Origin of the sequence: Alsobacter sp. KACC 23698 (assembly GCF_045348435.1) — a bacterium.
GTDB lineage: Bacteria > Pseudomonadota > Alphaproteobacteria > Rhizobiales > Beijerinckiaceae > Alsobacter.
Window position 1 is genome coordinate 5,177,501 of the sequence record NZ_CP157484.1, and the last position, 23,973, is coordinate 5,201,473.

The following is a 23,973-nucleotide window of genomic DNA, read 5'->3' on the forward strand; positions in this document are numbered from 1 at the left end:
GCGGCCACGGCCGTGCTGGCCAGGTGCTCGATCTCGGCAAGCCGGCTGCGCGGCGCCAGCAGGCGCGTGCCGGCGATGCAGGCCTGGCCGCTGTTCATGAAGGCCGCCTGGACGGCGATCGGGATCGCCGTCTCCAGGTCGGCATCGTCCAGGATGATCGTCGGCGACTTGCCGCCGAGTTCCAGGGTTACGCGCTTCAGCGTCGCGGCCCCGGCCTGGAGGATCGCCTTGCCGACGGCCGTCGAGCCGGTGAAAGAGATCTTGGCGACATCGGGATGCCGGCTGAGCTCGGCTCCGACGGTTTCGCCGCGCCCCGTAACGATGTTGACCACGCCTGCGGGAAGCGCGGCGGCGTGGAACGCCTCCATGATCACCTGTGTTTGCGTGGCGCTCATCTCGCTCGGCTTGACCACCACGGTGCAGCCCGCCGCGAGCGCGGTCGCGACCTTGCCGCAGATGAAGCCGGCATTGCTGTTCCACGGCGTGATCAGCCCCGCGACGCCGGACGGGGTCATCACGACTTCGGACGCGCCGACACGCCGGCGGAACGGATAGGTCTCCAGCAGATCGATCGCCTCGTCGAAGGCGGCGACGGGATGGTCGACCATGAAGGCCGCACGCGATGCGGGCGCTCCGTATTCCTCGATCACGGCCTCGAGCAGCGCCTCACGCCGGGCGGCGACCTCGTCGCGCAGGCGGCGAAGCATGGCAAGCCGCTCCGGCGGGCTCGTCGTGGCGAAGGCGGGGAGGGCCCGCTTGGCGGCGGCGATCGCCTGCCGCGCGTCTTCCTCGTCGGCCAGACGCACCTGGCCGATGACCGCCCTGGTCGCGGGATTGTGGAGCGGGAACATCTCGGCTCCATGGGGGATGACGAACTGGCCGTCGATGAAGATCCTGTCGATCATGTTCACGGGTGGCTCCTGGGATGCGTGGCGTTGCTCCTCAGGTAGCCCGTACCTATAAGATTGATTAGCCGGACAGTCCGGCATGTTCTGGTGAGCGAGACAGGACAATGATGACGACGGGCCTGACGGAACTCGAAGCCGTGCAGGCGGTGGCGCGACACCGCAACTTCCGCTCCGCGGCGACGCAAATCGGGATCTCCCGGTCCGCTCTCAGCCACATGGTCGCGGCGCTCGAGAGCCGACTGGGCGCTCGCCTATTCCACCGCACGACCCGCAGCGTGACGCTGACGGAGGCAGGCGAGCGGTTCGTAGCCGAGACGGGGCCCGCGCTCCGCGACATCCGCGAAGCCATGGAGCGCCTGACCGACCACCAGGCGGAGCCGTCGGGGACGCTGCGGATCAACGCCTCGTCCGGCGCGGCCCGCCAGATCATGGCGCCGATCGTCCTCGAGTATGTCCGGCGACACCCCCTGGTCACCGTCGACATCGTCACCGAGGGAAAGCTCGTCGACATCGTCCTCGAAGGCTTCGACCTCGGCGTTCGCCTGGCCGAGACGGTGCCGCAGGACATGATCGCCGTCCCACTCGGGCCCCCGCAGCGCTTCGCCGTCGTCGGCTCGCCCGCCTACTTCGCGCGGCGCCCCAAGCCGCTCGTCCCGGGCGACCTCGCCGCCCACGCCTGCATCCGCAGCCGCCTGCCTGGCGGCGGCATCTATCGCTGGGAGTTCGAACACCGCGGCGAGCAGGTCGAGATCGACGGGAGGGGGCCGCTCATCCTCGATGACCCGATGCTGATGATCGAGGCGGCGCGAGCCGGGGTCGGCCTGGCCTACCTGACCGAGTGGAACGCCGCGGACGATCTTGCCGCGGGACGGCTCGTCCGGGTGCTCGAAGACTGGACGCCGCCCTTCCCCGGCCTTTGCCTCTACTACCCTGGCCGCCGGCACCTGGCCGCGCATCACCGGTCCTTCGTTGACCTCGTGCGGGAAGCGGCCCGCCAAGCCAAAGGCGCGACCTGAGAGCCGCCCCACGCGCCTCACACGATCTCACAACGGCTCTCTCGCCACGCGTGCCCACTCCTTTCACGCTGAGCCCGTGACCATCCCTGAAAGGAGATCCCCCATGCCGTTCGTGAACGTGAAGCTGGTCGAAGGCGTGTTCAGCGAGGCCGAGAAGCACAAGCTGGCCAAGGCCCTGACCGACGTGCTCGTCGAGTTCGAGGGGTCGGAGGCCTTTCGCGAGGTCGTCTGGGTGCTGATCGAGGAACTGCATCCGGATGGCTGGCACATCGGGGGGCGGCCGTGGGAGGGGCCGCGCTCGCTGATCACCACGCTGCAGAAATCCAAGGCCATCGTGGAGACGCTCGACGGCGTTCCGCAGACCAGGGCCGAGTGGGCAAAGGCGGCCCCGGTCCTGAAGGGCGCCTAGCGCAATCGAGATCCCTGCCCGCGCCCAAACACCCCGTTCCCAACCGAGGAGGTCTCCATGACCACGTCGATGAAGGCAGCCGTCCTCCACGAAACCGGCGCCCCGCTGCGCGTCGCCCCGATCAGCCGGCCAGTTCCCGGCCCAGGCGAGGTCCTCGTCCGCATCGCGGCGGCCGGCACCAATCCGCTGGACACCAAGATCCATGCCGGGCAGGCCGCCCATGCCAGGCACCCTGCTCCGTCCATCCTCGGGCTGGATATGGCCGGCACGGTCGAGGCGGTCGGGCCCGGCGTCACCCGGTTCCGGCCCGGCGACGAGGTGTTCGGCATGGTGGGCGGCGTTGGCGGCCACCCCGGCACGCTCGCCGAATATGTGAGCGCGGACGAGGACCTGCTCGCTGCCAAGCCGGCGAACCTCACCATGCGGGAGGCGGCCGTGCTGCCGCTCGTGACGATCACGGCCTGGGAGGGACTTGTCGACCGCGTTGGCGTACGGCCCGGGCAGACCCTCCTCGTGCTCGGCGGCGCCGGCGGCGTCGGCCATGTCGTCGTCCAGCTGGGGCTCGCCTTCGGGGCGACGGTCCACGCGACTGGAAACCCCGAGAGCAAGCCCGTGATCGAGCGGCTGGGCGCCAGCTTCATCGACCGGCACGAGCCGATCGCCGACGCGGTCGACCGGCTCACCGGCGGGCGCGGCTTCGACGTCGTCTACGACACCGTCGGCGCGCTCGATGTCGCCTTCGCCGCCCTCGCGCGGTTCGGCCACGTGACCTCGTCGCTGGGCTGGGGGACCCACCCGCTCGCGCCGCTCTCATTCAAGGGCGGCACCTATTCCGGCGTCTTCACGCTCCTGCCCCTCATCGACGGCGAAGGCCGGCGGCACCACGGCGAGATCCTCGAGAAGGCGCGGGAGCTGGTCGAGGCCGGCAAGCTCACGCCTCTGCTCGATCCGCGGCGGTTCGGCCTCGAGGAGGTCGGCGCAGCCTACGAGGCACTGAAGAAGGCCGACGGCACGGGCAAGATCGCGGTCGACATCGCGGCGACATGAGCCTGTGCCGACGTCACACACGGCCTCACAAGTTCTCACTGGCCGGCGGCAGTGCACTCCCCAAGGATCGTCGGGCACTCGGGCCCGAGATCCACTTCGGAGACGCGTGATGACAAGCACCCCCACGAACACATCCGCGACCCGGCGCACCGTCCTTGCCGGCTCGCTCGGCATGGCCTCGGCGCCGTGATCAGTGGCCAGGCCCAACCGCAGTCCAAGTCCCAGCCCGCGGCGCCGTCCGGCCCTGCGGTTCGTCAACCCATGGCAGGAGCAACCCGGATGAGCAGCGGCTTCGTGAAGGCGTCCGACGGGACTTCATCAAGACGCAGGCCTGAGCGTCGGCTCCCGTGCTGGCGGCCATCCGGATCAGGGCGGCCGTCAGCTGACCTTGTCGCGCCCGGTCGAGTGGGCTGCGGCCCAGCCCAGCACGTCGGCGCGGAGCACGACGGCGTGAGGGCGATCACGAGGGACACGACACATGACACGGGTCTGCGTGGTGGAGTGGCCTGACGGGCTGCAGGTGGGGAGCAAGGCCTGGGCGGCACTGGCGGGGGACCTGGCTGCGGCCGCCCCTGAGCTGCTGATCACCAACGAGATGCCATTCGGGTCCTGGCTGCCGCGGCAGCTGCCCTATGATCGCGCCGCCGCCCGGACGTGGGCCGACATGCACGAGGCATCCCTTCCGGCGCTCGCCTGCTTGGCGCAGGCCGTCATCTCCTCCCGCCCGATCTTCCATGGCGACGTGCTGGCGAACGAGGCTTTCGCGATCGAGGACGGCGTCTACCGGACGCTGCACCACAAGCAGATTTTCCCGGCCGAGGAAGGCTGGCAGGAGGACGGCTGGTTCGCGCCTCGGCGTCCGGGGTTCGACACGCACGCGATCGCCGGCCTGACCGTCGGCGTCCTGCTGTGCACCGAGCTGATGTTCCCCGAGCACGCACGAGCCCTGGGGCGGCAAGGCGCCCACCTCATCGCCGTGCCGAGGGCATCCGGCCGCGCGATGACGACCTGGAGAACGGCGGGCGCCATGGCGGCCATCGTGAGCGGCGCCTATGTCCTGAGCTCGAACCGCGTGGGATCGGCCGACGGCCAGCCTCCTGTCTTCGGCGGGCAAGGCTTCGCGTTCGCGCCCTCCGCCGTGACCCTTGGCGAGACTTCCCGCGGGATGGAGATGCTCGTGGTCGATGTCGAACGCGACGTGGCGGATGCCGCGAAATCCGCCTACCCCGTTTATGTCAGCGACCGGCACGTCCGGCCGTGACCTGATTTTTAGATCAGGACGTCAGCGAACGACCAATCGACCGAACGGCCGTCAACCAGTTCGTGGAAGCGCGAAGAGGCGGTCTCGGCCATGAGCCGTTCCGACGACGCCCGGCCGTCCGTGGCTGCCCGCCATGCGCTGCCGAGACCCACGAGCCCCAGCACGATGCCGAAGAACGACGCCGGCACGATCGGCAAGGTCTTGGGGGCGAAGGTCATGACTGTTCTCCTGCCGCAAATGACCCCGGGTCCGCATGGGACACGGACCCGGGGCCCAGTGCGCCGAGGCGGAAGGGAGGCGCCCCGGCGGCGAACCTTAGAGCCCGAGCTCGCTGAGCCCGGGATGATCGAGGGGGCGCATGCCGAGCGGCCAGAGGAACAGCCGTTCGTCCGCACCGATCGCGACGTCGTTGATGCTGGCGTGACGCTCCGCCATGAGTCCGTCGGGCGCGAAGCGCCAGTTCTCGTTGCCGTGGCAGCGCCACCACTGGCCGGCGCTATCCCGGAATTCGTAGACGAAGCGCACGGCGATGCGCGCGTCCGTGAAGGCCCAGAGCTCCTTGATGAGCCGGTACTCGGTTTCCTTCTCCCACTTGCGCGCCAGGAAAGCCTCCACCTCCGTGCGGCCGGACAAAAACTCGGACCGGTTTCGCCAGCGCGTGTCTGACGTGTAGGCCAGGGCGACGCTCGCGGGCGACCGGCTGTTCCAGGCGTTCTCGGCGGCCCTCACTTTCTCGACGGCGGTGCTTGGCGTGAACGGCGGAAGTGGCGGGCGGACGATCATGTGAACCTCGGAGGACTGAACGGCTCCCATCCTCCCGGGCCGCGGGCCACATCGCGAGTGATGTGTTGTGAGATGCCGTGGACCGCGGTCAGCGCTGCTGCGCGGCGTCCGGCGACCCTTCCAGCAACTGCCGGGCGGCTACGAGGTCGGCCGTATCGAAGCCTTCGGAGAACTGGCCGAGAACGTTGGCCAGAACGGGCCTGGACGCCGACGCCTCGCCGCGCTCCACGCAGGCGCGGTGCCGGCTCATGGCGAGCCGAAGCTTCCACGACAGGGCGCCCTGGCGGTCGGCCATCGCCATGCCCTCGTCGAAAGCCGCGATAGCGTCGTCATGGGAGCATCGCCGAACCTGTACCTCGCCGAGGACCCTGAGAAGCTCGGGAAGCTCGTGGCTCTCGCCGTCGGATCTTACTCTCCGGATGGCCGCGCCCACCGTCGCGTGCGCCTCCTCGGTCTCGCCTGCGCCGAGCAGTGCCAGCGCGAGCGACCCCTCGAACCCCGGCATCATCATGCCGTGCTGGCGGGCTTGGCCGATCGCATTCCGCAGCAGGGCCACGGCGGCCTTGGCCTGGCCGGCTTCGAGAAGGCGCCTGCCCTGGTGGCCGAGCCCAACCGCCTGGTAGGGCCGCATGGAATGGCTTCTCGCGTAGGCGACGAGGCGCTCGGCGAGCTGGCCGACCATGTCCCATTCTCCCGTCCATTCGAAGACGGTGGTGACCCACATGAGCACCACGCAGTAGCTCACCGCGTCCGATGGCGCGGTCCTCTCCGCGACGTGGCGCGCCATCGCCAGGGCCTGGTCCGGATAGCCCAGCAACCAAAGGCATCGAGACATGGGAACGAAGGGGTGGCTGCTGTAGGCGTAGTGGTGGGGAGGGACCTCTTCGAAGACGTCGAGATGGATCTCGGCGTCGAGTTGCTCACGTGCGGCCTGCTGCTGCCCCAGCAGGTGCAGTGCGGTGCCGACCTGGTAATGGGCGCACGAGATCGCGACAGGATTGCCGATGCTGGCCGCGAGTGCTTCGAGCCGCCGGGACATGGGCATCAGTAGCGAATACTCGCCTCTCCCCCGGCGGAACCGGAGCAATGTCACCATGAGGCGGAACTGGCTGGCGATGTCGGCCAGATCGTCGGCAAGCGCCAGTGCCCGCTTGAGGGCCGCTCCGGCTTCATGGCCGTTGCCCTGGGTGAACATCAGGGCGTAGCCGAGGCCCTCGTTGAGCCGCATGACGGTGTCGTCGTCCGTCGGTTCCAGCGCAAGCGCTGCCTCTGTCCACCGGCGGCACTCGTTCAGGAGCGACGACTCGATAAAGGTCCGCGATGCAGCAGCGGCAAGTCTTGTGGCTAGCCGCGCGTCCCCGCCTTCGACGAAGCTCCACTGGAGAGCCGCGTAGACGTCGGCGAGCGCGGGCCGCTTGCGGGCGCCGAGGACATCGGGCCGGGGCAGCTCCTTCGAGGCCTCGAGACATGCGAGGACATGGGCGGCGTGGCGAGACGCCACCGCTTGCCGGACACCCTCCCCGTCCAGCTTTTCGCGGGCAAATGCGCGCGTCGTATCGAGAAGGCGATAGGCTGCCGACCCGCCACTGCAGCGGACCGCGACGAGCGACTTCTCGACCAGTGACTGCACGGCGCCGGCGATGTCTGCCGCGGTCAGGTCGCCGTCCGTGGCCACGGAAACGGCGTCGGTCAGGTCGAACGTTTCGGCAAAGACGGACAGCTGCTCGAAGACCTTCCGCTCGTCCGGCCGCAGCAGATCATAGCTCCATTCGACTGCCGATCGCAGCGTCTGGTGGCGCGCCGGCGCTGTCCGCCGACCGGTCCAGAGCAGGCGGAGACGCCCATGCAACAGATCAGCCGTCTGTTTCCAGCCGTAATCTGAGACCCGGCCTGCGACGAGTTCGAGCGCGAGTGGAACGCCGTCCAGCGTCCGGCAGATCTCTGCCATGACGGCGGCGTCGGCCGGCGTCAGGTCGGCAGAATGACCGGCGGCGGCGGCGCGTTCGGCGAGCAGTTGCGCGGCCGGGTAGCCGAGAACCTCGGCAGGGGTCAGGTCCTCCGAAGGCGGCGGTTGTTCGAGCTCGGAGAGGATGAAGACGTGCTCGCCCTCGACTTTCAACCGCTCGCGGCTGGTCACGAGAAGGCTTGCGCCGGGCGCTTCAAGAAAGATCTTTTCGGCAAGAGAGGCGATGCCGTCCACCAGGTGCTCGCATCCGTCGAAGACGAGCAGGATCCTGCGCTCCCGGAGATTCCCGATCACCTCGGGGGTGGGGTCGCCGGATTGCGCGGCGACGCCGAGTGCATTGGCCAGCGTGCTCGCCACCAGCGTGGGATCGGAGAGCGGGCCGAGATCGAGAAAGCGGACCTCGTCGTGACCGGACCGGAGCAACCGGTTTGCGGCTGCGATGGCGACCGTCGTCTTGCCCATACCGCCTGCGCCGAGGATCGTCGCGAAGCGGTACCGCGCGACGAGGTCGGCGACGGCCTCGACTGCACCGTCACGCCCAACCATGCGATCCAACAAGGGGGGCAGTCCCGATGCGCCCGGCAAGGGCCGGGGCTTCGCCGGCGGGAGCAGCGCCTCGATCCGGACTTCGGCGGCTAGGCAATAACCCCGTCCGGGCACGTTGACGATATAGCGCTGGTCTCCGGCACCGTCGTCGAGAGCCTTGCGCAGGCGTGCGATGTGGAAGCGCAGGTTGCTGTCGTCCACCGTCAGGTCGGGCCAGGCGCGGGTCATGAGCGCGTCGCGGCCGAGCACCTCGCTCGGGCGCTCGGCGAGCGCGATCAGGATGTCGAGTGCGCGGCTGCCTATCGGAACGACCGTGCCGTCACGTTCGAGCCGACGTTCCGTCGGCAGTAGACGGAACGGGCCGAAGCAAAGTGCAGAACCGGACTTTGGGTCCGGCGCGCTCATGCCTTTCCCCTTTGATCGATCTTCCGGCTCAGCAGGGCCGGCGTCGTGCAAGAGAGCATCTTTGCCACCGATCCTGGCGATGCCGACCGATGGCGGCGCCTCGACGAATGTACAGCCTAAGTAACTTTCCGGATACGGTGGGTCCGGTTCCAGCCGGGGTGGGCCCACGCGGGCCTTTCAGATCACCGGTCAAAGCCTGTCGAGAGTGCCACGGCCCGCCATTTGTCGAGGATGGCTGTGTCCGACGCATGCTTCGCCTCGATGGCCGCGACGGTATCGGCGCCCAGGGGCAACCGCACCGGAGGGTCCGGGTGGTGGGCGAGGTCGACCAGGATCTCCGCGAGCCGGGCAGGGTTCCCAGGCTGGGCTCCGTTGACCTGCCCGGCATTGGCCCGGACCTTCCCCACCGTCTCGCTGTAGTCAGGGATCACGGTGCGGCTGACCTTCAGGGACGAAGCGTCCATGAAGTCGGTCCGGAAGTAGCCCGGCTCAATCGCCGTGACGTGGATGCCGAGCGGCGCGAGCTCGGCGCGCAAGGACTCCGTCAGGGCCTCGACCGCGAACTTGGTGGCCCCGTAGACGCCGAATCCCGCCGAGCCCCGGTACCCGCCGATCGACGAGATGTTGAGGATGCGACCGAACCCGGCCATGCGCATGTGGGGCAGGACGGCTTGGGTGACCGCCAGAAGCCCGAACACGTTTGTTCTGAACACGGCCTCGATTTCGTCATCACTCGCCTCTTCCACCGCGCCAAGGAGGCCGAATCCGGCATTGTTGAGCAGGATGTCGATAGCGCCGAAGCGGTCGACTGCTGCCTGCGCCGCCGCGATCGCCTGGTCTCTCCGCGTCACGTCGAGCGCCAGCGTGAGAAGGTCGGGATGCGAGCCGATGCGGTCGACGATCGCCTTCGGATCGCGGGCGGTGGCAACGACCGCATCGCCCCTTTCGAGTGCGTGTTGTGCGACCAGGGCGCCGAAGCCCCGGGAAGCGCCCGTGATGAACCAGATCGACATCGCGAAGTCCTTTACGTTGCTGAAGAGTGAGGCCTTGATGCGGGTCAGCGTTGAAGGGAGGCATCCAGCCGGCTGAGGTTGCTCCAGCGGCTGTCGGATGCGGCCTGGCGTTCGGCAGCCCGCTGAGCGAACGCCAAGGCGTCCGCCCCGGCGAGGATGCGCACGGGAGGGGCGTCGAGATCCGCCACCTTGAGCACGAGCGCGGCTGCCCGCGGGGGTCCGAGAGCCAGGCCGTGTAGTCCGGCGCCGTGATGGTCTTGACGATGGCTGCGGTAAGACGGGCGCGGCGCTCCGCTCAGACGCCTTCGAACACGAGCTTCGTGAAGAAGTCCGGCGAGATAACCGCCTTGCCGAACCGTTCGTCCGTTGCTGTGGTCGGGCGCGCCGCCACGATCTCGTCCAGCGAATGGCCGCGACGCTTCAGCGCCGAGACGCGGTCGCGGCTTCCCGCCAGCATGTCGCGAAAGGCCCGGAGCCCCTCGGCATGGCTGACGGGGGCGGCGTGCCCCGGGAGAATGAGGGTGTTCTTGCCGTGACGTCAGCCTCGCCGAAGGTCACCACGAGATCGCCGTCTGTATGGGCGTGGGCGAGATGCTGAAGCCCGATCGACGTGCCGTTGAGCTTCACCGTCTTAGCGCGGTCCACGACCTCGGTCGGCAGCGCGAAGTGCGGGGCTGGCGGGAAGTCGAAGTCCCAGTCCTCGACCCTTTGCGGCTCCCGCAGGTGTTTCAACGTGTTGGCGTGGGCGAGGATGGAGACCCCGGCGCCGCCGATCCACTCGTTTCCGTCGGCATGGTCGAAGTGCCAGTGCGTGTTGATGAGGTGGGTGATCGGACGATTGTCGAGGCTCGCCAGCGCGGCCTCGATGCGGGGACGCGTTGCGGTGATACCGGCATCGACCAGCACCTTGCCGTCCGCTCCGCCCAAGACCGCGATGTTGCCGCCCGACCCCTCCAGCACGCTCAGCCCGCCGCGGACGGGATGGACCGCGATGTCCGCTTTCGCGGCCTCGGCCCGGAACCCGTCGACGATGTTGCCGGCCTTGGCGAAGGCCTGGCGCGGCGTTAGCCAACCCTGCCGGCCGGCGACGGCCGCCACGCAGCAGAGGCAGAATCCGCGGCGCGACAGGCGGGGTGGATGGGGGGACATCATCGGTTTCTCCTTCCGATTGCCGGGGACCCTGTGGCACGGCGATCGAAAGGAGCCTCAAGCCAACGGGCCTGCCCGTGCCAGTGAGACGGTGTGAGACGTTGCGAGGCCCGACCGGCTACGCCTGACCGACTGGTCATGAAAGTGAGCGTCGGCTGGACAACGTGGTGTACCTGCCACAAGGCGGCGCGACGCTCGCGGGCTAGCGGTGGCGCGACGCGTCGTTCGATCCCAGACCTGCCGCTAGCGTTCCTGCCTGCCAGGCCTGGAGGGTCGCCAGTTCGTCTGACGGACGACCCGAATGCACCGTGGCCGGACGATCGTCCGCGCGTCACTGTGGGGCAACTCGCGATCACTCGACCCACGTCGGTCGAGGAGATCGGCGATCCAGTGATGATGCACGACCCGACCCGGGTGACCGACGGGATCGAACTCTCGGACGACCCCATCCTCGCGGCGCGATGCGGTATCTATGAAGTTTCGGTGGGAAGTGTCGGTCAAAGCTCAGCCGTCGACAAACATGCTTGCTTGTTTGTTTTTCGCTCTTTAGCTTCCCATTGTGCGGGTAGAACAGCGCCAACGTCGTACCCAGGAGGAGCGGTCTGCCGAGACGCGCTCCGGACTCGTTGAGGCGACGCTCGACTGCTTACACGAGCGCGGCTACCCCCGCACCACCCTGGCGCAGATCGCCGAGCGGGCGGGAGTCACGCGCGGCGCCCTGAACCATCACTTCCCCAGCAAGGACGCTCTCGTGGTGCAGGCGATCGAGCACCTGCTGAATTCTTCCATACTCGGCATCCGCGTCCTCGCCGCGTCCGTCAGGGACGGCTCGCTGAGCCTTCCGGACTTCCTGGACCGCCTCTGGGCCATGTTCTCGGGCCGCCTGCTTCTGATCACTCTGGAGCACATCACCGAGGCGCGGCACAACGCCGTTCTGCGTGAGGGCCTGATACCGGTTGTGCGTGCGTTCCATTCCGAGCTTGACCGGATCTGGGGCGACTTCTTCGAGGGCTCCCACTTGGACGACAGGGACGTCCAGACTGCGCTGAATGCTTCGCTCTGCCTCATGCGCGGCATGGGCATGCAGCAGGTGCTGCGGGATGATCCGGCGTATTACCAGGACCTCCTGAACTTTTGGAAATCGGTCCTCGCCAAATACGCTCCGGCGCAGGAACAGAGACGGCGGGTTCGAGCCGGCGGCTCCAAGGAAAGGTGAACAGCGTGTCGCAGAGCATCATCTTCGAGAACGCCCGCGTGCTAGACGGCCGCAGCCCGAATGGCGAGCACGACCGGCATGTGCGAGTCGAAAATGGACGAATTTGCGAGGTTTCCGACCGGCCGATTTGCAGCGCCTCGGCGCGGACGATCGACCTGAAGGGGCGGACGCTGATGCCGGGCCTGATCGACTGTCACGTGCATGTCGTGGCGGGGCTGGTCAATCTGGGCCTTAACGCGCTGTTGCCGGACGCGGTCGCCGCGTTCCATGCCGCCCGCATCATGAAGGGCATGCTGGCGCGCGGCTTCACCACCGTCCGGGACGTGGGCGGCGCCACCCACGCCCTGGTGGACGCGCTCGAGCAGGGGCTCGTCGAGGGGCCGCGGCTCGTGATTTGCGGCAAGGCTCTGGCGCAGACCGGCGGCCACGCGGACTTCCGCGGTCGCTACGACAATCGCGACCCTGACTACCAGACGCGGCGCCTGGGCTCTCTGGGCCGCATCTGCGACGGCGTCGAGGCGTGCCGCCACGCGGCGAGAGACGAGATCCGCCAAGGCGCCACCTTCATCAAGATCATGGCCAATGGGGGGGTCGCGTCGCCGACCGACCCAATCGCATTCCTGGGCTTTTCCAACGACGAGATCGCCGCGATCGTCGAGGAGGCGCGCGCCGCTCAAACCTACGTGTCGGCCCACCTTTATACGGACGAGGCCATCGCACGCGCCGTGAAGCTCGGCGTGCGTTCGGTGGAGCACGCCAACCTGATCGAGCCTGCGACCGCCTCCCTGATGAAGGAGCGCGACGCCATCGCGTGTCCGACGCTGGTCACCTACGAGGCGCTGAAAAACGAGGGCGAGTCGCTCGGGCTCCCGGCGACGTCCGTGGCCAAAATCGACGATGTGCGCCTGCGCGGCTTGGAGTCGCTGCAGATCATGCGCGACGCCGGCGTCACCATGGCGTACGGCACCGACCTCCTTGGCGAGATGCACCGCCATCAATCGGAGGAATTCGTGATCCGCGGCCGTGTGCTGCCCGCCATCGAGGTCATCCGCTCGGCCACCGTGCACGCCGCCGAGCTGATCGGGATGCCAGGCCAGATCGGCGTGGTGGAGACCGGCGCGCATGCGGACCTGATCGTGGTCGATGGCGACCCCCTGGCCGACCTGTCGCTTCTGACGCACCAGGGCCAGCACCTGTCGGCGATCATGAAGGCCGGCGCCTTCGTGAAGGACGCGATGGCCCAATGAACAACGACTCGGGAGGGAAGAGCACAATGACAACGACACGCCGTCACTTTGTCGGAGGGCTGGGCGCCGCCGCTGGCCTCGTCGCTGCGCCGGGCATCCTGCGCGCGCAGACCCAAGGCGTTTACCGCATCGGGGCCCTGTGCCCCGTGACCGGCTCCGGCAGCCCTTTCGGCTCCGGCATGCAAAAGATGATCGGCGTCGCCGCCGAGATCGTCAACGCGGCGGGCGGCGCCGCGGGGCGCAAACTCGAGGTTCAGTACGAGGACACTCAGACCAGCCCGCAGGCTGCGGTGCTCGCCGCCAAGAAGCTGATCGACGTGAACAAGGTCCAGTGCGTCATGGGGACCTGGTCTTCGGGCGTCTCGTTGGCCGTCGTACCGCTCACGAACGACGCCGGGATGATCCTGATGAACACGTCGGGTGCCCCGGCGCTGTCGACCCCGCCCGCCAACGCCAAGGGCCTGTCCTACCGCTACCAGGCGACCAATGACCGGTTCGGACGCGCCTTCGCGGAGATCTGCGTGCGGGAAGGCTATAAGCGGCCAGCCACCATGGCGTTCAACAATGCATCTGGCATCGGCAACACGGAAGGCTTCCGCAAGGCCTGGGAGGCGAAGGGCGGCAAGGTCGTAGAGAGCGTCGTCTACGAGCCGAACCAGCCGACCTACCGCTCGGAACTCCAGAAAGTGTTGGCCGCCAACCCGGACGTGATCGTCACCGGCTCCTATCTGGCCGACACCACCATTTTCATGCGGGAGTGGTTCCAGACCGGCCAGCCCGTGAAGTGGATCATGCCGGGCTGGGCGGCGAGCCCAGATCTGGTGAAGGCGGTGGGTCCCGACGTGGTCGAGGGGGTCATCTCCGTGGATTCTGTCTCCAACGAGAACGCTGCATCCTACAAGGCCTATGACGAGGCTTACAGGAAGGCGATGGGCCAGCCCGGTCAGGCCAACGTTTATGCGGCCATGACCTGGGACATGGTCCATGTGCTCGCGCTCGCCATGGAGGCCGCGAACTCGGCTGATACGCAGGCGATCAACGCCAAAATTCGCGAGATCGCCAACCCGCCCGGCCAGCAAGTCTATTCGTTCGCCGAGGGCAAGGAGGCCCTCAAAAAGGGCAAGATCAACTTCGAGGGCGCGTCGTCAGTGCTGGACTTCGACCAGTATGGAGACGTGACGCCCGATTTCGGCGTCTTCTTCATCGAGGGCGGAGCCCTCAAGCGCCGCTACGTCGTCAAGATCTGACCCACCCGGCGGCCGGGCTCGAGAGCTCGGCCGCCCCTCGCCCTCCGGTCCGCCGGACGATCCCGGGACGCCATGTTCTTCGCTCAATTGCTGGTTAACGGCCTTGTTCAGGGGCTCGTGATCGGGCTCGCCGCCCTGTCCATCACCCTGGTTTTCGGCATCGCGCGCTTCCCCAACGCGGCGACCGGCGACGTGATGACCCTCGGCGGCTACTCGGCACTCGCGGCCTACAAGGCCACGGGCTCCATGGCGCTCGGCGGCGTAGCCGCATTCGGAGCCGCGGCCGTGGCGTCGCTGCTGGCCTATCTGGCGATCTTCCGCCAATTGGCGGACCGCTCCGTGGTGGCGCTGCTGGTCGCCTCGATCGGTTTGGCGTTCCTGATCCGCGCCGGCCTGGGGGTCGCATTCGGACATGGGCAACAGGTGTTCATGGCGCCCTTGTCACGGCCCTATGTGTGGGGCGGGGTGCGGGTCACCCCTCTGGATCTGCAACTTGCGGTCGTGGCGGCAATCGCGTTGGGGGCAGTCTTCGGGCTCCTCTACTTCACGTCCATCGGACGGCAGATGCGCGCGGTCGCGGACAACCGCGACCTCGCGCGCATCTCCGGCGTGCGTCCCGGCCGCGTGATGGTGGCGCTCTGGCTACTTGCCGGAGGGGTGGCCGGCGTCGGAGGCATGATGCTTGGGGTCAAGACCATCGTGTCCCCGGAAAGCGGCTGGGAGATGCTGCTGCCAGCCTTCACTGCCGCGATCGTGGGTGGGATCGGGTCGCCTGGAGGCGCGGTGCTGGCGGGGCTGCTGCTGGGCGTCGTGCAGGAGGCCTCAACGCCTATCGTGGGGTTCACCTACAAGATCGCGCTCGCCTTCGTGATCATGCTGGCTGTGCTGCTGGTCCGGCCGCGGGGCCTGTTCGGACGCGTCGAGGGGGCCCGCTGATGGAGGCTTATCTCGCCGCGATCGCCATCATCGCGCTCATCTACGTCCTGCTCAGCCTCGGTCTGACGTTGCAATACGGGCTGACGGGGCTGATCAATTTCGGGCATGTCGGGTTCTTCGCGATCGGAGCCTATACGAGCGCCATTTTGTCCCTGAAGGGCGTGCCGCTGCTCCTCAGCTTCCCGGCGGCCGCCGTGACGGCGGGCGTGGCGGCCTTTCCCATCGGCCTGGTGTCGCTTCGCCTGCGCGACGACTATTTCGCAATCGTGACCCTAGGGTTTTCGGAGGTGGTGCGCATCGTCATCACCAGCGAGAAATGGCTCACCAATGGCGTGCAGGGCTTGCCGGGCATCCCGCGGCTGTTCTCGGGGCTCGAGGGCTTCGCCGCCCAGGCCGCGACGCTCGCCGTGATCCTGACCGTGACCATCATGGCCGGGCTGATCATCCTGCGGATCGCGAAATCGCCGTTCGGGCGCCTGATCGAAGCCATTCGCGACAACGAGGAGGCGGTGAAGGCGCTCGGGAAGGACCCGGCGAGCTTCAAGATCCAGGTCCTGGTCGTGGGCGCTGCGATCGCAGGCGTCGCCGGCGCCTTCTACGCCCACTACATCACCTACATCGTTCCGGACCAGTTCATCCCGCTGGTCACGTTCTATGTCTGGATGGCCGTGATCATGGGCGGCGTCGGCCGCGTCTCGGGCGCGGTCGTCGGATCCGTCATCCTGATGGCTTTCCTGGAGGGGTCACGCTTCCTGCGCGACGTGGCTCCTTGGATCTCGGAGGTCGACATGGCTTCCGTGCGCATCGGCGTCGTCGGCCTGCTGCTCATCTTGTTCGTGATGTTCCGGCCGCAGGGCCTTATGGGAGACTACACCAAGCGATGACCCTGGAGATCCGGAACGTCACCAAGGCCTTTGGCGGCTTCCAGGCGCTGGACGGCGTGCGCCTGTCGGTGCCGCTCGATTCGCTGTTCGGGCTCATCGGGCCGAACGGCGCCGGGAAATCGACGCTGTTTTCCGTCGTGTCGGGCTTCCTGTCTGCGGACCGAGGCGAGATCACGCTCGCAGGCCGCCGCATGAATGGCTTATCCGCCCCCGCGCGAGCCAAGTCCGGGATGGTGCGCACCTTCCAGGTCCCGCGTGAGTTCAGCCATCTAACCGTCCGCGAGAACCTGATGGCGGCGGCGCCCGACCAGACCGGGGAGAGGCTTTTCGGGCTGTTCTTCCGGCCAGGACGGGTGCGTCGGGAAGAAGCGGCTATCGCGGCGCGCGTGGAGGAGACCATTGCGTTGTTGAACTTGACCCGCGTGGCCGACCAGCCCTCCGGCAAGCTCTCCGGGGGCCAGAAGAAGCTGCTCGAACTCGGGCGCGCCCTCATGGTCGAGCCGCGCCTCATCCTGCTGGACGAACCCTTTGCGGGCGTGAACCCTGTTCTGATCGGCGAGATCATGGAGCGCATCGCCGAACTGAATGGCCACGGCATTGGATTCCTCGTGATCGAACATGACCTCGCGGCCCTTACCCGGCTCGTCCGGCGGATGGCCGTGATGGATCGCGGCAGGGTCTTGGCGGAAGGCAACCCTGAAGCCGTGCTCGATGATCCGCAGGTGCGGGAAGCTTATCTCGGAGGCCTGTCGTGAGCGCCGGCGCGGACTTGTCCACCCCTGCATATTCCCCCCGCCGCGGCTCGGCAGAAACCATCCTGCTCAGCGTCGAGGACGTCCGCGGGGGCTACGGTGAAGTCGATATTCTAAACGGGGTGTCGCTGAACCTTCGCTCAGGCGAGATCGTAACGGTGGCTGGCACCAACGGAGCGGGCAAGTCAACCCTGGCCAAAGCCATCATGGGCCTTCTCCCGCGCGTGAGCGGCCGTATTCTGTTTGAGGGGGCCGATGTCCTGGGCCTACCGACCGAGGATCGCGCCGGCCGCGGCGTCGGCTACGTGCCGCAGGTGGCGAATGTCTTCTCCGCCCTAAGCGTACTGGAAAACCTCCAGGTGGTGGCGGGGGTCAACAACAAGCGGTTGCGAATTGCGGAGCTGCTTGAGGCCTTCCCTTTGTTGGCCGAACGGCGGCGCGCGCGCGCTGGCAGTCTGTCTGGGGGCGAGCGCCAACAACTGGCGTTCGCCCGCGCCCTCATGACGAGCCCCCGGCTCATGATTCTTGACGAGCCAACCGCGGCCCTATCGCCCGCAAAGGTGGCCGAAGCCTTCGCTCTCATTGCGAGACTGCCCTCGCTTGGCGTCTCGGTCCTCGCCGTCGAACAGCGCGCTCGCCAATGCCTCGCCATCTCGCAACGCGGCTACATCCTGGACGGCGGCATGGTCGCTATTGAGGGAGAGGCGGCCATGCTGCTGGCCGACGAGCAAGCAGCGGAACTCTATCTCGGCCGCACGGCGAAGCCCCAGCTTTGATTTCAAGGCTGAGCGGACTTTAGAAACTGGTGGGGCTGATATCAGGTTGCCTTATCATCACAGGGGCCAAGGGCGCGGCGTCGAGCAATCGACCCTAGAACGTCCGTGAGGACGAAGCTGGACTGATTTCCTGCACCATCTCAGCCGCGAATCTCCGGTGCGCTTCGAGGCTCTGCGCCTGCTGATAGAACCGCTCGGTCGTCGCCGTGTCAGTGTCGAGCTCAAGTGGCTCCATGACATCCGCGCAAAACCGCACGAAGGCCCCATCGCGCGTCAACGTCTCGCGCTTCTTAGTCTCCTGCCGGTAGACATCGCGTGCTTGAAGGACCACATGCTCACGTTCGACGTCCCGCGGCCGTCCCCCACGATTGGGGTTCAGCTTGTCAATTTGGAGCAGCCGTAAAGCAGGGCCCTTCATGGACTCAATTAGTTCGACAATAAGCTCAGGGCCGATCTGAACCGCTACGGCCTGGCGAACCGGAATGCTCAGTTCCTCCAGTCCATGAACCAGTTCCGCCGGATTGATACCTCGATTCTTGCTGACGATTGAGCGCAGCAGCTCCTCAACGCCGATTCGGTTTGGCGCTCCGATCGAAGTCCCGAAGCGCTTGAACCCTGTTGCGCTCAGCATCGCGCCCAATGTCGGCAACACGTCTTCGCGGGCTGAGCCACACAGAAAAGAGCAGTCGCGAACCACGGCTACGATGCGGTCACACGCGGCAATATATCTCTTAAGATCGGACCGACGCTCCTTTGGATCGGGTCGGCTGTTCTTGAACGCGCGGTACTGGTCGAGATCGGACTTCATCCTCCCGACCAACGCGTCCCGAGCTGAATCCGAAATCATAAAACGAAGGCTACAGCGGTGGCGCTTAAGCATAGGCCAGTCATGCCAATTATGAATGGCGCCAATCAAGCTCAGCGACAATCGTCTAATTGATCGGTGGGACTATCAGGCCCGAAGCGACGGGCACATTCCGCAGTCCTAGGTAAAACAGGCCTGCCGCCAGCCGGCGGGGGTCTTGTGGAAACGGCACGATCTTATCAGATCGCACGTGGTTCGATGGTAATGGTGATAGGGATGCCGTGCTTCTGGAAATTTGCCACGATGCAAAAATGGCTGCCGATCTTGAGCCCGGATGGGATGAGCCTGGAGTTTTGCTCCGCGACTGTCAGGAAATAAGCGGCACTTAGGTGCGCTCTGGCCCGCTCGCACGATGCTGGCGGGATCGCGGGATCGTCCGCTACGATTTCCAGTATGAAGCTGAGCACTCAGACGAGGCAGGTCAGACTCAACTTTCGGCCATCGCCGGGGAGTTCTGCGTTCAAGGCCAGGGCGTCGCAGCAGGCGGCCAGGATGGGGCCAAGCCGTTTACTAAAGGCAACAGCCTAGCCTGTGGAGGCAGCATCAAGGGCCGCCTGTCGCAGCTGAGAACCCGAACTTGGCCGCGGGCCCAAGGCGCTCACGACTGAGGAACCGGGCGTGCTTTCGACGGTCCTTGACCCCGGCGATACACCATCAACGTCCGCTTGAAGTCAACAACCACGGTTCCGTCCTGGTTATAGCCCCGGGTTCGCACCGTCACGATGCCGACCTCCGAGCGGGAGCGCGACTCGCGCTTTTCCAGCACCTCGGATTCCGAGTAGATCGTGTCCCCCTCGAAAACCGGCGCAGGCAGCCGCACCTCGTCCCAGCCCAGATTGGCGAAGACGTTTTGCGAAACGTCGGTCACCGACTGGCCGGTGACAAGCGCCAGCGTGAAGCAGGAATTCACGATCGGGCGTCCGAATTCCGTGTGGGCCGCGTAGTGGGCGTCGAAATGCGGATGTGCGGTGTTCTGGGTGAGCAGCGTGAACCAGGAGTTGTCCGCCGCCAGAACGGTGCGGCCCAGCGGGTGCTTGTAGACGTCCCCGACCTCGAGATCCTCGTAGAAACGCCCCTGCCACCCTGGCTTCACACGCGTGTCGGTCATGGTCCCGCTCCTCACCGAAAGGCGCCGCCGCCGTCGACGTCGAGGGTCGCGCCGCTCACATACCCACAGGCGGGCGAGGCCAGAAAGGCGGCCGCGTTGGCGATCTCGTCAGGTTCGATCAGCCGGCCGAAAGGCAGGTTGGCGAGCATGTCGGGCCAGCGGCTCTCGTCGCCATAGCGCTCCTGCGCGCGGGCCTTGGACAGCGTCACGCTGCGGTCCGTGCGGGTCATGGCCGGATTGATCGCGAACATGCGCACGCCCCAGGCCGGCGAGGCTCCCCCGACCGCGCCCGTGAACGCCATCAGGGCGGCGTTGCCCGTCGCCCCGCACACATAATCGTAGCGCGGCGAGCGCCCGGCCGAGCCGATGATGTTGACGATGACGCCCGAGCCGCGCTCCTTCATGCCCCGCAGATAGAGCTGGCTCAGATGGATGTAGCCCATCACCTTGAGGGCCCAGGCCTGCTCCCACACGCCCATGTCGAGGTCCAGCAGTCCCCCGCCCGGGATCGCGCCGGCGTTGTTGACCAGGATGTCGGCTTCGCCAAACGCCGCCGCCAGCCTTTCGCGGTGCTCCGCGAGGCCGAGGTCGCCCCTGAAGGTCGCGACCTCCGCGCCCGTCCCGGAAAGCGACGCGGCCGCATCTTTCAGCCGGGCCTCGTTTCGGGCCGCCAGCACGACGGAGCAGCCCTCCTGGGCGAAGGTCGTCGCGCAGGCGAGCCCGATGCCCATCGACGCGCCCGTGATGACGACGCGCTTGCCCTTGAGCTGCAGATCCATGTGGTTACCCGTGCGGTTCGGCGGCGGCGTACCAGTCGCGGATCGCCGGGCCTGTTGTGAAGACGACGTGCGGCGAGCGCTGGAGCAGGTCCAGCATCGCGGTCAATTCATGAAATCGATGCGGCACGCCGATCAGGTGTGGATGCAACCCGATGGCGAGCACGCGAGGGTTCCGGTCGATTTCCTGCTCGAACAGCCGCAACGTCGCCTCCAGGCGCCGCGCCATCTCGCCCGTGGAGTGCTTCTCGACCGCGTAGACGATCGAATCGTTGACCTCGACATTGTACGGCACGGCCAGCAGCGGGCCGTCGCGCGTCGTCATCCAGGACGGCAGGTCGTCCACCACCCAGTCGAACACATGGTCGACTCCGTGGCGGACCAGCAGCTCCGGCGTCTCCAGGGTCTCGCGCAGCCCCGGCGAGAGCCAGCCGGTCGGCCGCTTGCCAGTGAAGGCCGCGATCGCGTCCAGCGCGGCCCCGATCAGCGCCGCCTCGCCGCCCTCGACGTGGTTGCTGGCCTTCTGGTGCATTCCGTGGCCGACAAACTCCCAGCCGGCGCGCAGCATCGCCTCCGCCGCTTGCGGGTAGGCGTGGATGACGCCGGCGTTAATGCTGGTGGAGGCCGGCAATCCGCGGTCCCGAAAGAGCTCGACGATGCGCGGAAGGCCGGCCCGCATGCCGTAGTCCGCCCAGGAGAAATTCGGGATGTCGGGCACGGTCTCGCGGCCGTGCGGCGGCGTGATGATGGTGCGCGGCATCGGCTCGTCGAAGCGCCAATGCTCCACGTTCACCACGAGATGGACCAGGATGCGCTTGCCCTCGAGGGGCGGGAGCGGGGGCCGCTCGGAGGACAGCCGGTAGGGAATGCGGGGATTGGCCAAGCTGCGCTCCTCGGGTCTCAGTGCGGCGCTGGGTGGCCGCGCATGTCGGCCATGATCATGGCCTTGTAGGCGATGAATTCAGAGCTCGTGATGTCGTCGACCGACCGCGGCCTGCGCAGCGAGATCGGGATGTCGCGGGAGATCCGCCCCGGTCGCGCCGTCATCACGCAGACGCGGTCGGCCAGCAGGATGGCCTCGTCGATGTCGTGCGTGACGAACAGGACCGTGGTCTTGAGGCGCTGCCACACGTCCAGCAGCAATTGCTGCATGGTGAGGCGGGTCTGGGCGTCCAGGGCGCCAAAGGGCTCGTCCATTAGCAGCGCCCGTGGGTTCATCACCAGCGCGCGGGCGATGCCGACGCGCTGGCGCATGCCGCCGGAGAGTTGCGTCGGCAGCGCTCCGCGAAACGCCTCCAGGCCGACGAGCCGCAGCATCTCGGCCGCGCGCGGCTCGTAGTCGGAGCGGGAGAGCCCCTGCACCTTGGGGCCGAAGATCACGTTGTCCCACACGCTCAGCCAGGGCAGCAGGGACGCCTCCTGGAATACGACCGCCCGGTCAGGCCCGGGACGCGTCACCCCGCCGCCGTCGAACAGGATGGCCCCGTCCGTCAGGCTCTCGAACCCGGCCAGCAGGTTGAGCAAGGTCGACTTGCCGCAGCCGGAGGGGCCCAGCAACGCCACGAATTCCCCTTCGTCGACCTGGAGGTCCACGTCCGCCAAGGCCTTCACGCCGGCCGCGCCCCCATAGGTCTTGCCGACGGATTGAAACGAGATCGCGCCCATGCTGCACCTCAGGCCGAGAAGGATTGCAGGCGCCGCCAGCGAAGCGCCCAGTGGTCGAGGGCCACGATCAGCAGGTCGGAGATGAAGCCCATGGCGCCGATGGACACCATGTCGGCGATGACGATCTCCATGCGGCCCACATAGTAGGCGTCCCACAGCACGTAGCCGAGGCCGGACTTGACGGCGACCATCTCGGACACGATGACGGCCGTCCAGCCGATGCCGAGCCCGATGCGCAGGCCGGTGAAGATGGCCGGAAGCGCGGCCGGCAGGACGACGCGGGTCAGGATGGCCCATCGCGAGGCGCCCATCATCTGGGCGGCCCTGATCCAGTTTCGCTCGACGTCGCGCGCGCCGTGCATGCTGTTGATCACGATGGGGTAAAACGCGCCCAGCAGGATCAGGAACACCGCCCCGAAATCCCGGATGCCGAAGATCGCCAGCGAGATCGGCAGCCACGCCGTGATGGGGACCGGGCGAAGGATCTGGATGGTGGGGTCCACCGTGGAGGCCACCAGCCGCGACCAGCCGATCATGACGCCGAGCGGCACCCCGATCAGGATCGCCAGGCCAAAGCCCTTGGCGACACGAATGGTCGAGAACGCCACATTGTCCCACCACGTGCCGCTATACGGATTGAGCCCGAGCCCGGGCTTGCCGAATGCCCACATGAGCCAGCCGTCCCAGACCCGGGCGGGACTCGGCAAGGCGCCGCCAAACAGCGATCCGTCGGTGGACGCCAGTTGCCACACGACGACCAGCGCGATCGGAAGCGCCAGGCCGGCCGCGAGCTTCCACAGCTTCTGGACGACGAGCGCGATCGCTTGCCCGGCGCTCTCACGCGCCACGGAGGCGCTGGCGGGTTTGGCTTCAACATGGCCGGCGGCGGCGGGCATGGAGGTCTCCCGGGTTCAGGCGCTCGCATTGCAGCGGGGACGGTCATGGGGTAGGCGGACGCGGCCGCGGGGCGACCGCGTCCCTCGCGTCAGCCTCCAGTCGCGGACTTCACGAAAGAGGCGTCCCAATATTTGTCGATCTCGCCGGACACGTCCTTCTGGATGACGCCGAGATCGTGGAACGCCTTCGCCTGGCGCTTGATCTGGTCGGGCGTGATCACCGGGCCGAGCTTGATCACCTCGGCGACCTTGGTCGCAACCGGCAGCTCGAGCCCGGTCAGCTTGGAGATCGCTTCCGAGAAGTCCTTCGGCGACTTCGACAGGGCATTCATCTTGGCCACATAGGCGTGGACGAACCGCTCTAGCGCCGCGCGCTTTTCGGTGGCGGCGTTCTTGGTGGCGACCAGCATGCCGAGCTCCGCGCCGACGGCCTTCGACTGGCTATAGTCGAGGTTCTTGGCGAAGAAGCCATAGCCCTGGATCACCGGGATGGACTCGAAGGGCTCCCATGTGACGATAGCGTCGACGTCGCCGCGCTGGAGCGCCTGGTCGAAATTCGTGCCCGCGCCCTGGATGTTGACGGCGTTGATGCTCGAATAGGGCATGCCCTTCTCGGTGAGCGTCGCGGCGAACTGGAACCACACGGCCGAGCCCGGCGCGATGCCGACCTTCTTGCCCTTCAGGTCGTCCCAGCTGTCCAGCTTGAGGCCGGTGCGGCCGATCACGTATTTCGGCGAAGAACCCACGCCCATGATGCCGACCACGTTGGTCGAGCCGTTGGCGAGCGCGATGGCGAGGTCCGCCGGGCCGACCGCGGAGGCGTCCAGCGAGCCCGACAGCAGCGCCGTGCGGGCGTCGGCGTAACGGGCGAACTCGACGAGCTTGATCTCAACGCCCTGTTTCTTGAGCTCGTCATCCAGCAGGATGATCGGCGCAAGGTGGCCCACCTTCTGGTAGCCGACCGTCAGGGTGACGGGCGGGTTCAGCGGAGCGGTTTGAGCCCGCGCGGCGAACGACGCCGTTGCGGTCACGGCGAGGGCCACGAGGCCCCCCAGCATGGTACGACGTTGCATCACACACCTCCCAAGTGCGGCCTGCCAAG

The 23,973-nt window shown here is 67.2% G+C and carries 23 protein-coding genes and 1 pseudogene (1 of these 24 running past the window's edge); 11 read left to right on the forward strand and 13 right to left on the reverse strand.

The genetic code is table 11. The features are described from left to right. Nucleotides 1–911, reverse strand: the 5' portion of a protein-coding gene (locus ABEG18_RS24850; protein WP_406858705.1) for an aldehyde dehydrogenase family protein. It extends 511 nt beyond the left edge of the window; only the first 911 of its 1,422 coding nucleotides appear in the window; it begins with the start codon at nucleotides 909–911; its stop codon lies off the left edge, out of view. A 101-nt stretch (nucleotides 912–1,012) separates the two neighbouring features. Here ABEG18_RS24850 and ABEG18_RS24855 point away from each other — a divergent pair, with 101 nt between their 5' ends. The 4 genes from ABEG18_RS24855 to ABEG18_RS24870 all read left to right on the forward strand — a co-directional run bounded on the left by ABEG18_RS24855 (nucleotide 1,013) and on the right by ABEG18_RS24870 (nucleotide 4,641). Then, nucleotides 1,013–1,924 carry a LysR family transcriptional regulator gene (locus ABEG18_RS24855; protein WP_406855708.1) on the forward strand — a complete coding sequence of 304 codons (912 nt, stop codon included), beginning with the start codon at nucleotides 1,013–1,015 and terminating at the stop codon, nucleotides 1,922–1,924. Nucleotides 1,925–2,027: 103 nt separating this feature from the next. Then, nucleotides 2,028–2,333 (forward strand): 4-oxalocrotonate tautomerase family protein, encoded by a 306-nt coding sequence (locus ABEG18_RS24860; RefSeq protein ID WP_406855709.1) that lies wholly within the window; start codon nucleotides 2,028–2,030, stop codon nucleotides 2,331–2,333. A 57-nt stretch (nucleotides 2,334–2,390) separates the two neighbouring features. Then, nucleotides 2,391–3,380 (forward strand): alcohol dehydrogenase catalytic domain-containing protein, encoded by a 990-nt coding sequence (locus tag ABEG18_RS24865; protein WP_406855710.1) that lies wholly within the window; start codon nucleotides 2,391–2,393, stop codon nucleotides 3,378–3,380. A gap of 478 nt (nucleotides 3,381–3,858) precedes the next feature. Then, nucleotides 3,859–4,641, forward strand: coding sequence for a carbon-nitrogen hydrolase family protein (locus ABEG18_RS24870; RefSeq protein WP_406855711.1), 783 nt, complete (start codon nucleotides 3,859–3,861; stop codon nucleotides 4,639–4,641). A gap of 8 nt (nucleotides 4,642–4,649) precedes the next feature. On the opposite strand, the gene ABEG18_RS24875 is transcribed toward ABEG18_RS24870, so the two are convergent. The 5 genes and pseudogenes from ABEG18_RS24875 to ABEG18_RS24895 form a co-directional block, all read right to left on the reverse strand. Beyond that, nucleotides 4,650–4,859 carry a hypothetical protein gene (locus ABEG18_RS24875; RefSeq protein ID WP_406855712.1) on the reverse strand — a complete coding sequence of 70 codons (210 nt, stop codon included), beginning with the start codon at nucleotides 4,857–4,859 and terminating at the stop codon, nucleotides 4,650–4,652. A 97-nt stretch (nucleotides 4,860–4,956) separates the two neighbouring features. Beyond that, nucleotides 4,957–5,421: a DUF1348 family protein gene (locus ABEG18_RS24880; RefSeq protein WP_406858706.1), complete on the reverse strand. Its 465-nt coding sequence runs from the start codon at nucleotides 5,419–5,421 to the stop codon at nucleotides 4,957–4,959. Nucleotides 5,422–5,512: 91 nt separating this feature from the next. Then, on the reverse strand, nucleotides 5,513–8,341 hold the full coding sequence (locus ABEG18_RS24885; RefSeq protein WP_406855713.1) for an ATP-binding protein: 2,829 nt from the start codon (nucleotides 8,339–8,341) through the stop codon (nucleotides 5,513–5,515). Between the two features lie 182 nt (nucleotides 8,342–8,523). Next, a complete protein-coding gene (locus ABEG18_RS24890; RefSeq protein ID WP_406855714.1) occupies nucleotides 8,524–9,354 on the reverse strand; it encodes an SDR family NAD(P)-dependent oxidoreductase in 831 nt (276 codons plus the stop codon). 295 nt (nucleotides 9,355–9,649) lie between these two features. Beyond that, nucleotides 9,650–10,506, reverse strand: a pseudogene (locus ABEG18_RS24895) (MBL fold metallo-hydrolase). Nucleotides 10,507–11,062: 556 nt separating this feature from the next. On the opposite strand from ABEG18_RS24895, the gene ABEG18_RS24900 reads away from it, so the two are divergent. From ABEG18_RS24900 to ABEG18_RS24930, 7 genes are all read left to right on the forward strand, one after another. After that, on the forward strand, nucleotides 11,063–11,719 hold the full coding sequence (locus ABEG18_RS24900) for a TetR/AcrR family transcriptional regulator (RefSeq protein WP_406855715.1): 657 nt from the start codon (nucleotides 11,063–11,065) through the stop codon (nucleotides 11,717–11,719). A gap of 5 nt (nucleotides 11,720–11,724) precedes the next feature. Further along, nucleotides 11,725–12,966 carry an amidohydrolase family protein gene (locus ABEG18_RS24905; RefSeq protein WP_406855716.1) on the forward strand — a complete coding sequence of 414 codons (1,242 nt, stop codon included), beginning with the start codon at nucleotides 11,725–11,727 and terminating at the stop codon, nucleotides 12,964–12,966. A gap of 26 nt (nucleotides 12,967–12,992) precedes the next feature. After that, a complete protein-coding gene (locus tag ABEG18_RS24910; protein ID WP_406855717.1) occupies nucleotides 12,993–14,213 on the forward strand; it encodes an ABC transporter substrate-binding protein in 1,221 nt (406 codons plus the stop codon). A 72-nt stretch (nucleotides 14,214–14,285) separates the two neighbouring features. After that, complete coding sequence (locus ABEG18_RS24915; RefSeq protein ID WP_406855718.1) at nucleotides 14,286–15,149, forward strand: branched-chain amino acid ABC transporter permease; 864 nt, start codon at nucleotides 14,286–14,288, stop codon at nucleotides 15,147–15,149. Continuing rightward, nucleotides 15,149–16,033: a branched-chain amino acid ABC transporter permease gene (locus ABEG18_RS24920; RefSeq protein WP_406855719.1), complete on the forward strand. Its 885-nt coding sequence runs from the start codon at nucleotides 15,149–15,151 to the stop codon at nucleotides 16,031–16,033. The genes ABEG18_RS24915 and ABEG18_RS24920 overlap by 1 nt, the downstream gene beginning before the upstream one ends. Beyond that, the gene (locus ABEG18_RS24925; RefSeq protein WP_406855720.1) at nucleotides 16,030–16,788 is read left to right on the forward strand and encodes an ABC transporter ATP-binding protein; all 759 of its coding nucleotides are present in this window, start codon (nucleotides 16,030–16,032) and stop codon (nucleotides 16,786–16,788) included. The genes ABEG18_RS24920 and ABEG18_RS24925 overlap by 4 nt, the downstream gene beginning before the upstream one ends. Next, nucleotides 16,785–17,561: an ABC transporter ATP-binding protein gene (locus tag ABEG18_RS24930; RefSeq protein ID WP_406855721.1), complete on the forward strand. Its 777-nt coding sequence runs from the start codon at nucleotides 16,785–16,787 to the stop codon at nucleotides 17,559–17,561. Before ABEG18_RS24925 ends, ABEG18_RS24930 begins: the two co-directional genes overlap by 4 nt. A gap of 94 nt (nucleotides 17,562–17,655) precedes the next feature. Here ABEG18_RS24930 and ABEG18_RS24935 read toward each other — a convergent pair whose 3' ends face one another. The 7 genes from ABEG18_RS24935 to ABEG18_RS24965 form a co-directional block, all read right to left on the reverse strand. Continuing rightward, on the reverse strand, nucleotides 17,656–18,369 hold the full coding sequence (locus tag ABEG18_RS24935; RefSeq protein ID WP_406855722.1) for a hypothetical protein: 714 nt from the start codon (nucleotides 18,367–18,369) through the stop codon (nucleotides 17,656–17,658). Nucleotides 18,370–19,024: 655 nt separating this feature from the next. Beyond that, entirely contained in the window at nucleotides 19,025–19,534 is a 510-nt protein-coding gene (locus ABEG18_RS24940; RefSeq protein WP_406855723.1) for a MaoC family dehydratase, read from the reverse strand. A gap of 11 nt (nucleotides 19,535–19,545) precedes the next feature. Beyond that, nucleotides 19,546–20,313, reverse strand: a complete 768-nt coding sequence (locus ABEG18_RS24945; RefSeq protein WP_406855724.1) for a short-chain dehydrogenase/reductase — start codon at nucleotides 20,311–20,313, stop codon at nucleotides 19,546–19,548. 4 nt (nucleotides 20,314–20,317) lie between these two features. Beyond that, nucleotides 20,318–21,193: a polysaccharide deacetylase family protein gene (locus ABEG18_RS24950; protein WP_406855725.1), complete on the reverse strand. Its 876-nt coding sequence runs from the start codon at nucleotides 21,191–21,193 to the stop codon at nucleotides 20,318–20,320. 17 nt (nucleotides 21,194–21,210) lie between these two features. Next, nucleotides 21,211–21,975, reverse strand: coding sequence for an ABC transporter ATP-binding protein (locus ABEG18_RS24955; RefSeq protein WP_406855726.1), 765 nt, complete (start codon nucleotides 21,973–21,975; stop codon nucleotides 21,211–21,213). Nucleotides 21,976–21,983: 8 nt separating this feature from the next. Beyond that, nucleotides 21,984–22,871 carry an ABC transporter permease gene (locus ABEG18_RS24960; protein WP_406855727.1) on the reverse strand — a complete coding sequence of 296 codons (888 nt, stop codon included), beginning with the start codon at nucleotides 22,869–22,871 and terminating at the stop codon, nucleotides 21,984–21,986. An 89-nt stretch (nucleotides 22,872–22,960) separates the two neighbouring features. Further along, nucleotides 22,961–23,944, reverse strand: coding sequence for an ABC transporter substrate-binding protein (locus tag ABEG18_RS24965; protein ID WP_406855728.1), 984 nt, complete (start codon nucleotides 23,942–23,944; stop codon nucleotides 22,961–22,963). Between the last annotated feature and the right edge of the window lie 29 nt (nucleotides 23,945–23,973).

What these genes read in the sequence shown, in the direction of transcription:
- ABEG18_RS24855 (WP_406855708.1), top strand. Translation starts at nt 1,013, where the DNA reads ATGATGACGACGGGCCTGACGGAACTCGAAGCCGTGCAGGCGGTGGCG.
- ABEG18_RS24860 (WP_406855709.1), top strand. Translation starts at nt 2,028, where the DNA reads ATGCCGTTCGTGAACGTGAAGCTGGTCGAAGGCGTGTTCAGCGAGGCC.
- ABEG18_RS24865 (WP_406855710.1), top strand. Translation starts at nt 2,391, where the DNA reads ATGACCACGTCGATGAAGGCAGCCGTCCTCCACGAAACCGGCGCCCCG.
- ABEG18_RS24870 (WP_406855711.1), top strand. Translation starts at nt 3,859, where the DNA reads ATGACACGGGTCTGCGTGGTGGAGTGGCCTGACGGGCTGCAGGTGGGG.
- ABEG18_RS24875 (WP_406855712.1), bottom strand. Translation starts at nt 4,859, where the DNA reads ATGACCTTCGCCCCCAAGACCTTGCCGATCGTGCCGGCGTCGTTCTTC.
- ABEG18_RS24885 (WP_406855713.1), bottom strand. Translation starts at nt 8,341, where the DNA reads ATGAGCGCGCCGGACCCAAAGTCCGGTTCTGCACTTTGCTTCGGCCCG.
- ABEG18_RS24890 (WP_406855714.1), bottom strand. Translation starts at nt 9,354, where the DNA reads ATGTCGATCTGGTTCATCACGGGCGCTTCCCGGGGCTTCGGCGCCCTG.
- ABEG18_RS24910 (WP_406855717.1), top strand. Translation starts at nt 12,993, where the DNA reads ATGACAACGACACGCCGTCACTTTGTCGGAGGGCTGGGCGCCGCCGCT.
- ABEG18_RS24915 (WP_406855718.1), top strand. Translation starts at nt 14,286, where the DNA reads ATGTTCTTCGCTCAATTGCTGGTTAACGGCCTTGTTCAGGGGCTCGTG.
- ABEG18_RS24920 (WP_406855719.1), top strand. Translation starts at nt 15,149, where the DNA reads ATGGAGGCTTATCTCGCCGCGATCGCCATCATCGCGCTCATCTACGTC.
- ABEG18_RS24925 (WP_406855720.1), top strand. Translation starts at nt 16,030, where the DNA reads ATGACCCTGGAGATCCGGAACGTCACCAAGGCCTTTGGCGGCTTCCAG.
- ABEG18_RS24935 (WP_406855722.1), bottom strand. Translation starts at nt 18,369, where the DNA reads ATGAAGTCCGATCTCGACCAGTACCGCGCGTTCAAGAACAGCCGACCC.
- ABEG18_RS24940 (WP_406855723.1), bottom strand. Translation starts at nt 19,534, where the DNA reads ATGACCGACACGCGTGTGAAGCCAGGGTGGCAGGGGCGTTTCTACGAG.
- ABEG18_RS24945 (WP_406855724.1), bottom strand. Translation starts at nt 20,313, where the DNA reads ATGGATCTGCAGCTCAAGGGCAAGCGCGTCGTCATCACGGGCGCGTCG.
- ABEG18_RS24955 (WP_406855726.1), bottom strand. Translation starts at nt 21,975, where the DNA reads ATGGGCGCGATCTCGTTTCAATCCGTCGGCAAGACCTATGGGGGCGCG.
- ABEG18_RS24960 (WP_406855727.1), bottom strand. Translation starts at nt 22,871, where the DNA reads ATGCCCGCCGCCGCCGGCCATGTTGAAGCCAAACCCGCCAGCGCCTCC.
- ABEG18_RS24965 (WP_406855728.1), bottom strand. Translation starts at nt 23,944, where the DNA reads ATGCAACGTCGTACCATGCTGGGGGGCCTCGTGGCCCTCGCCGTGACC.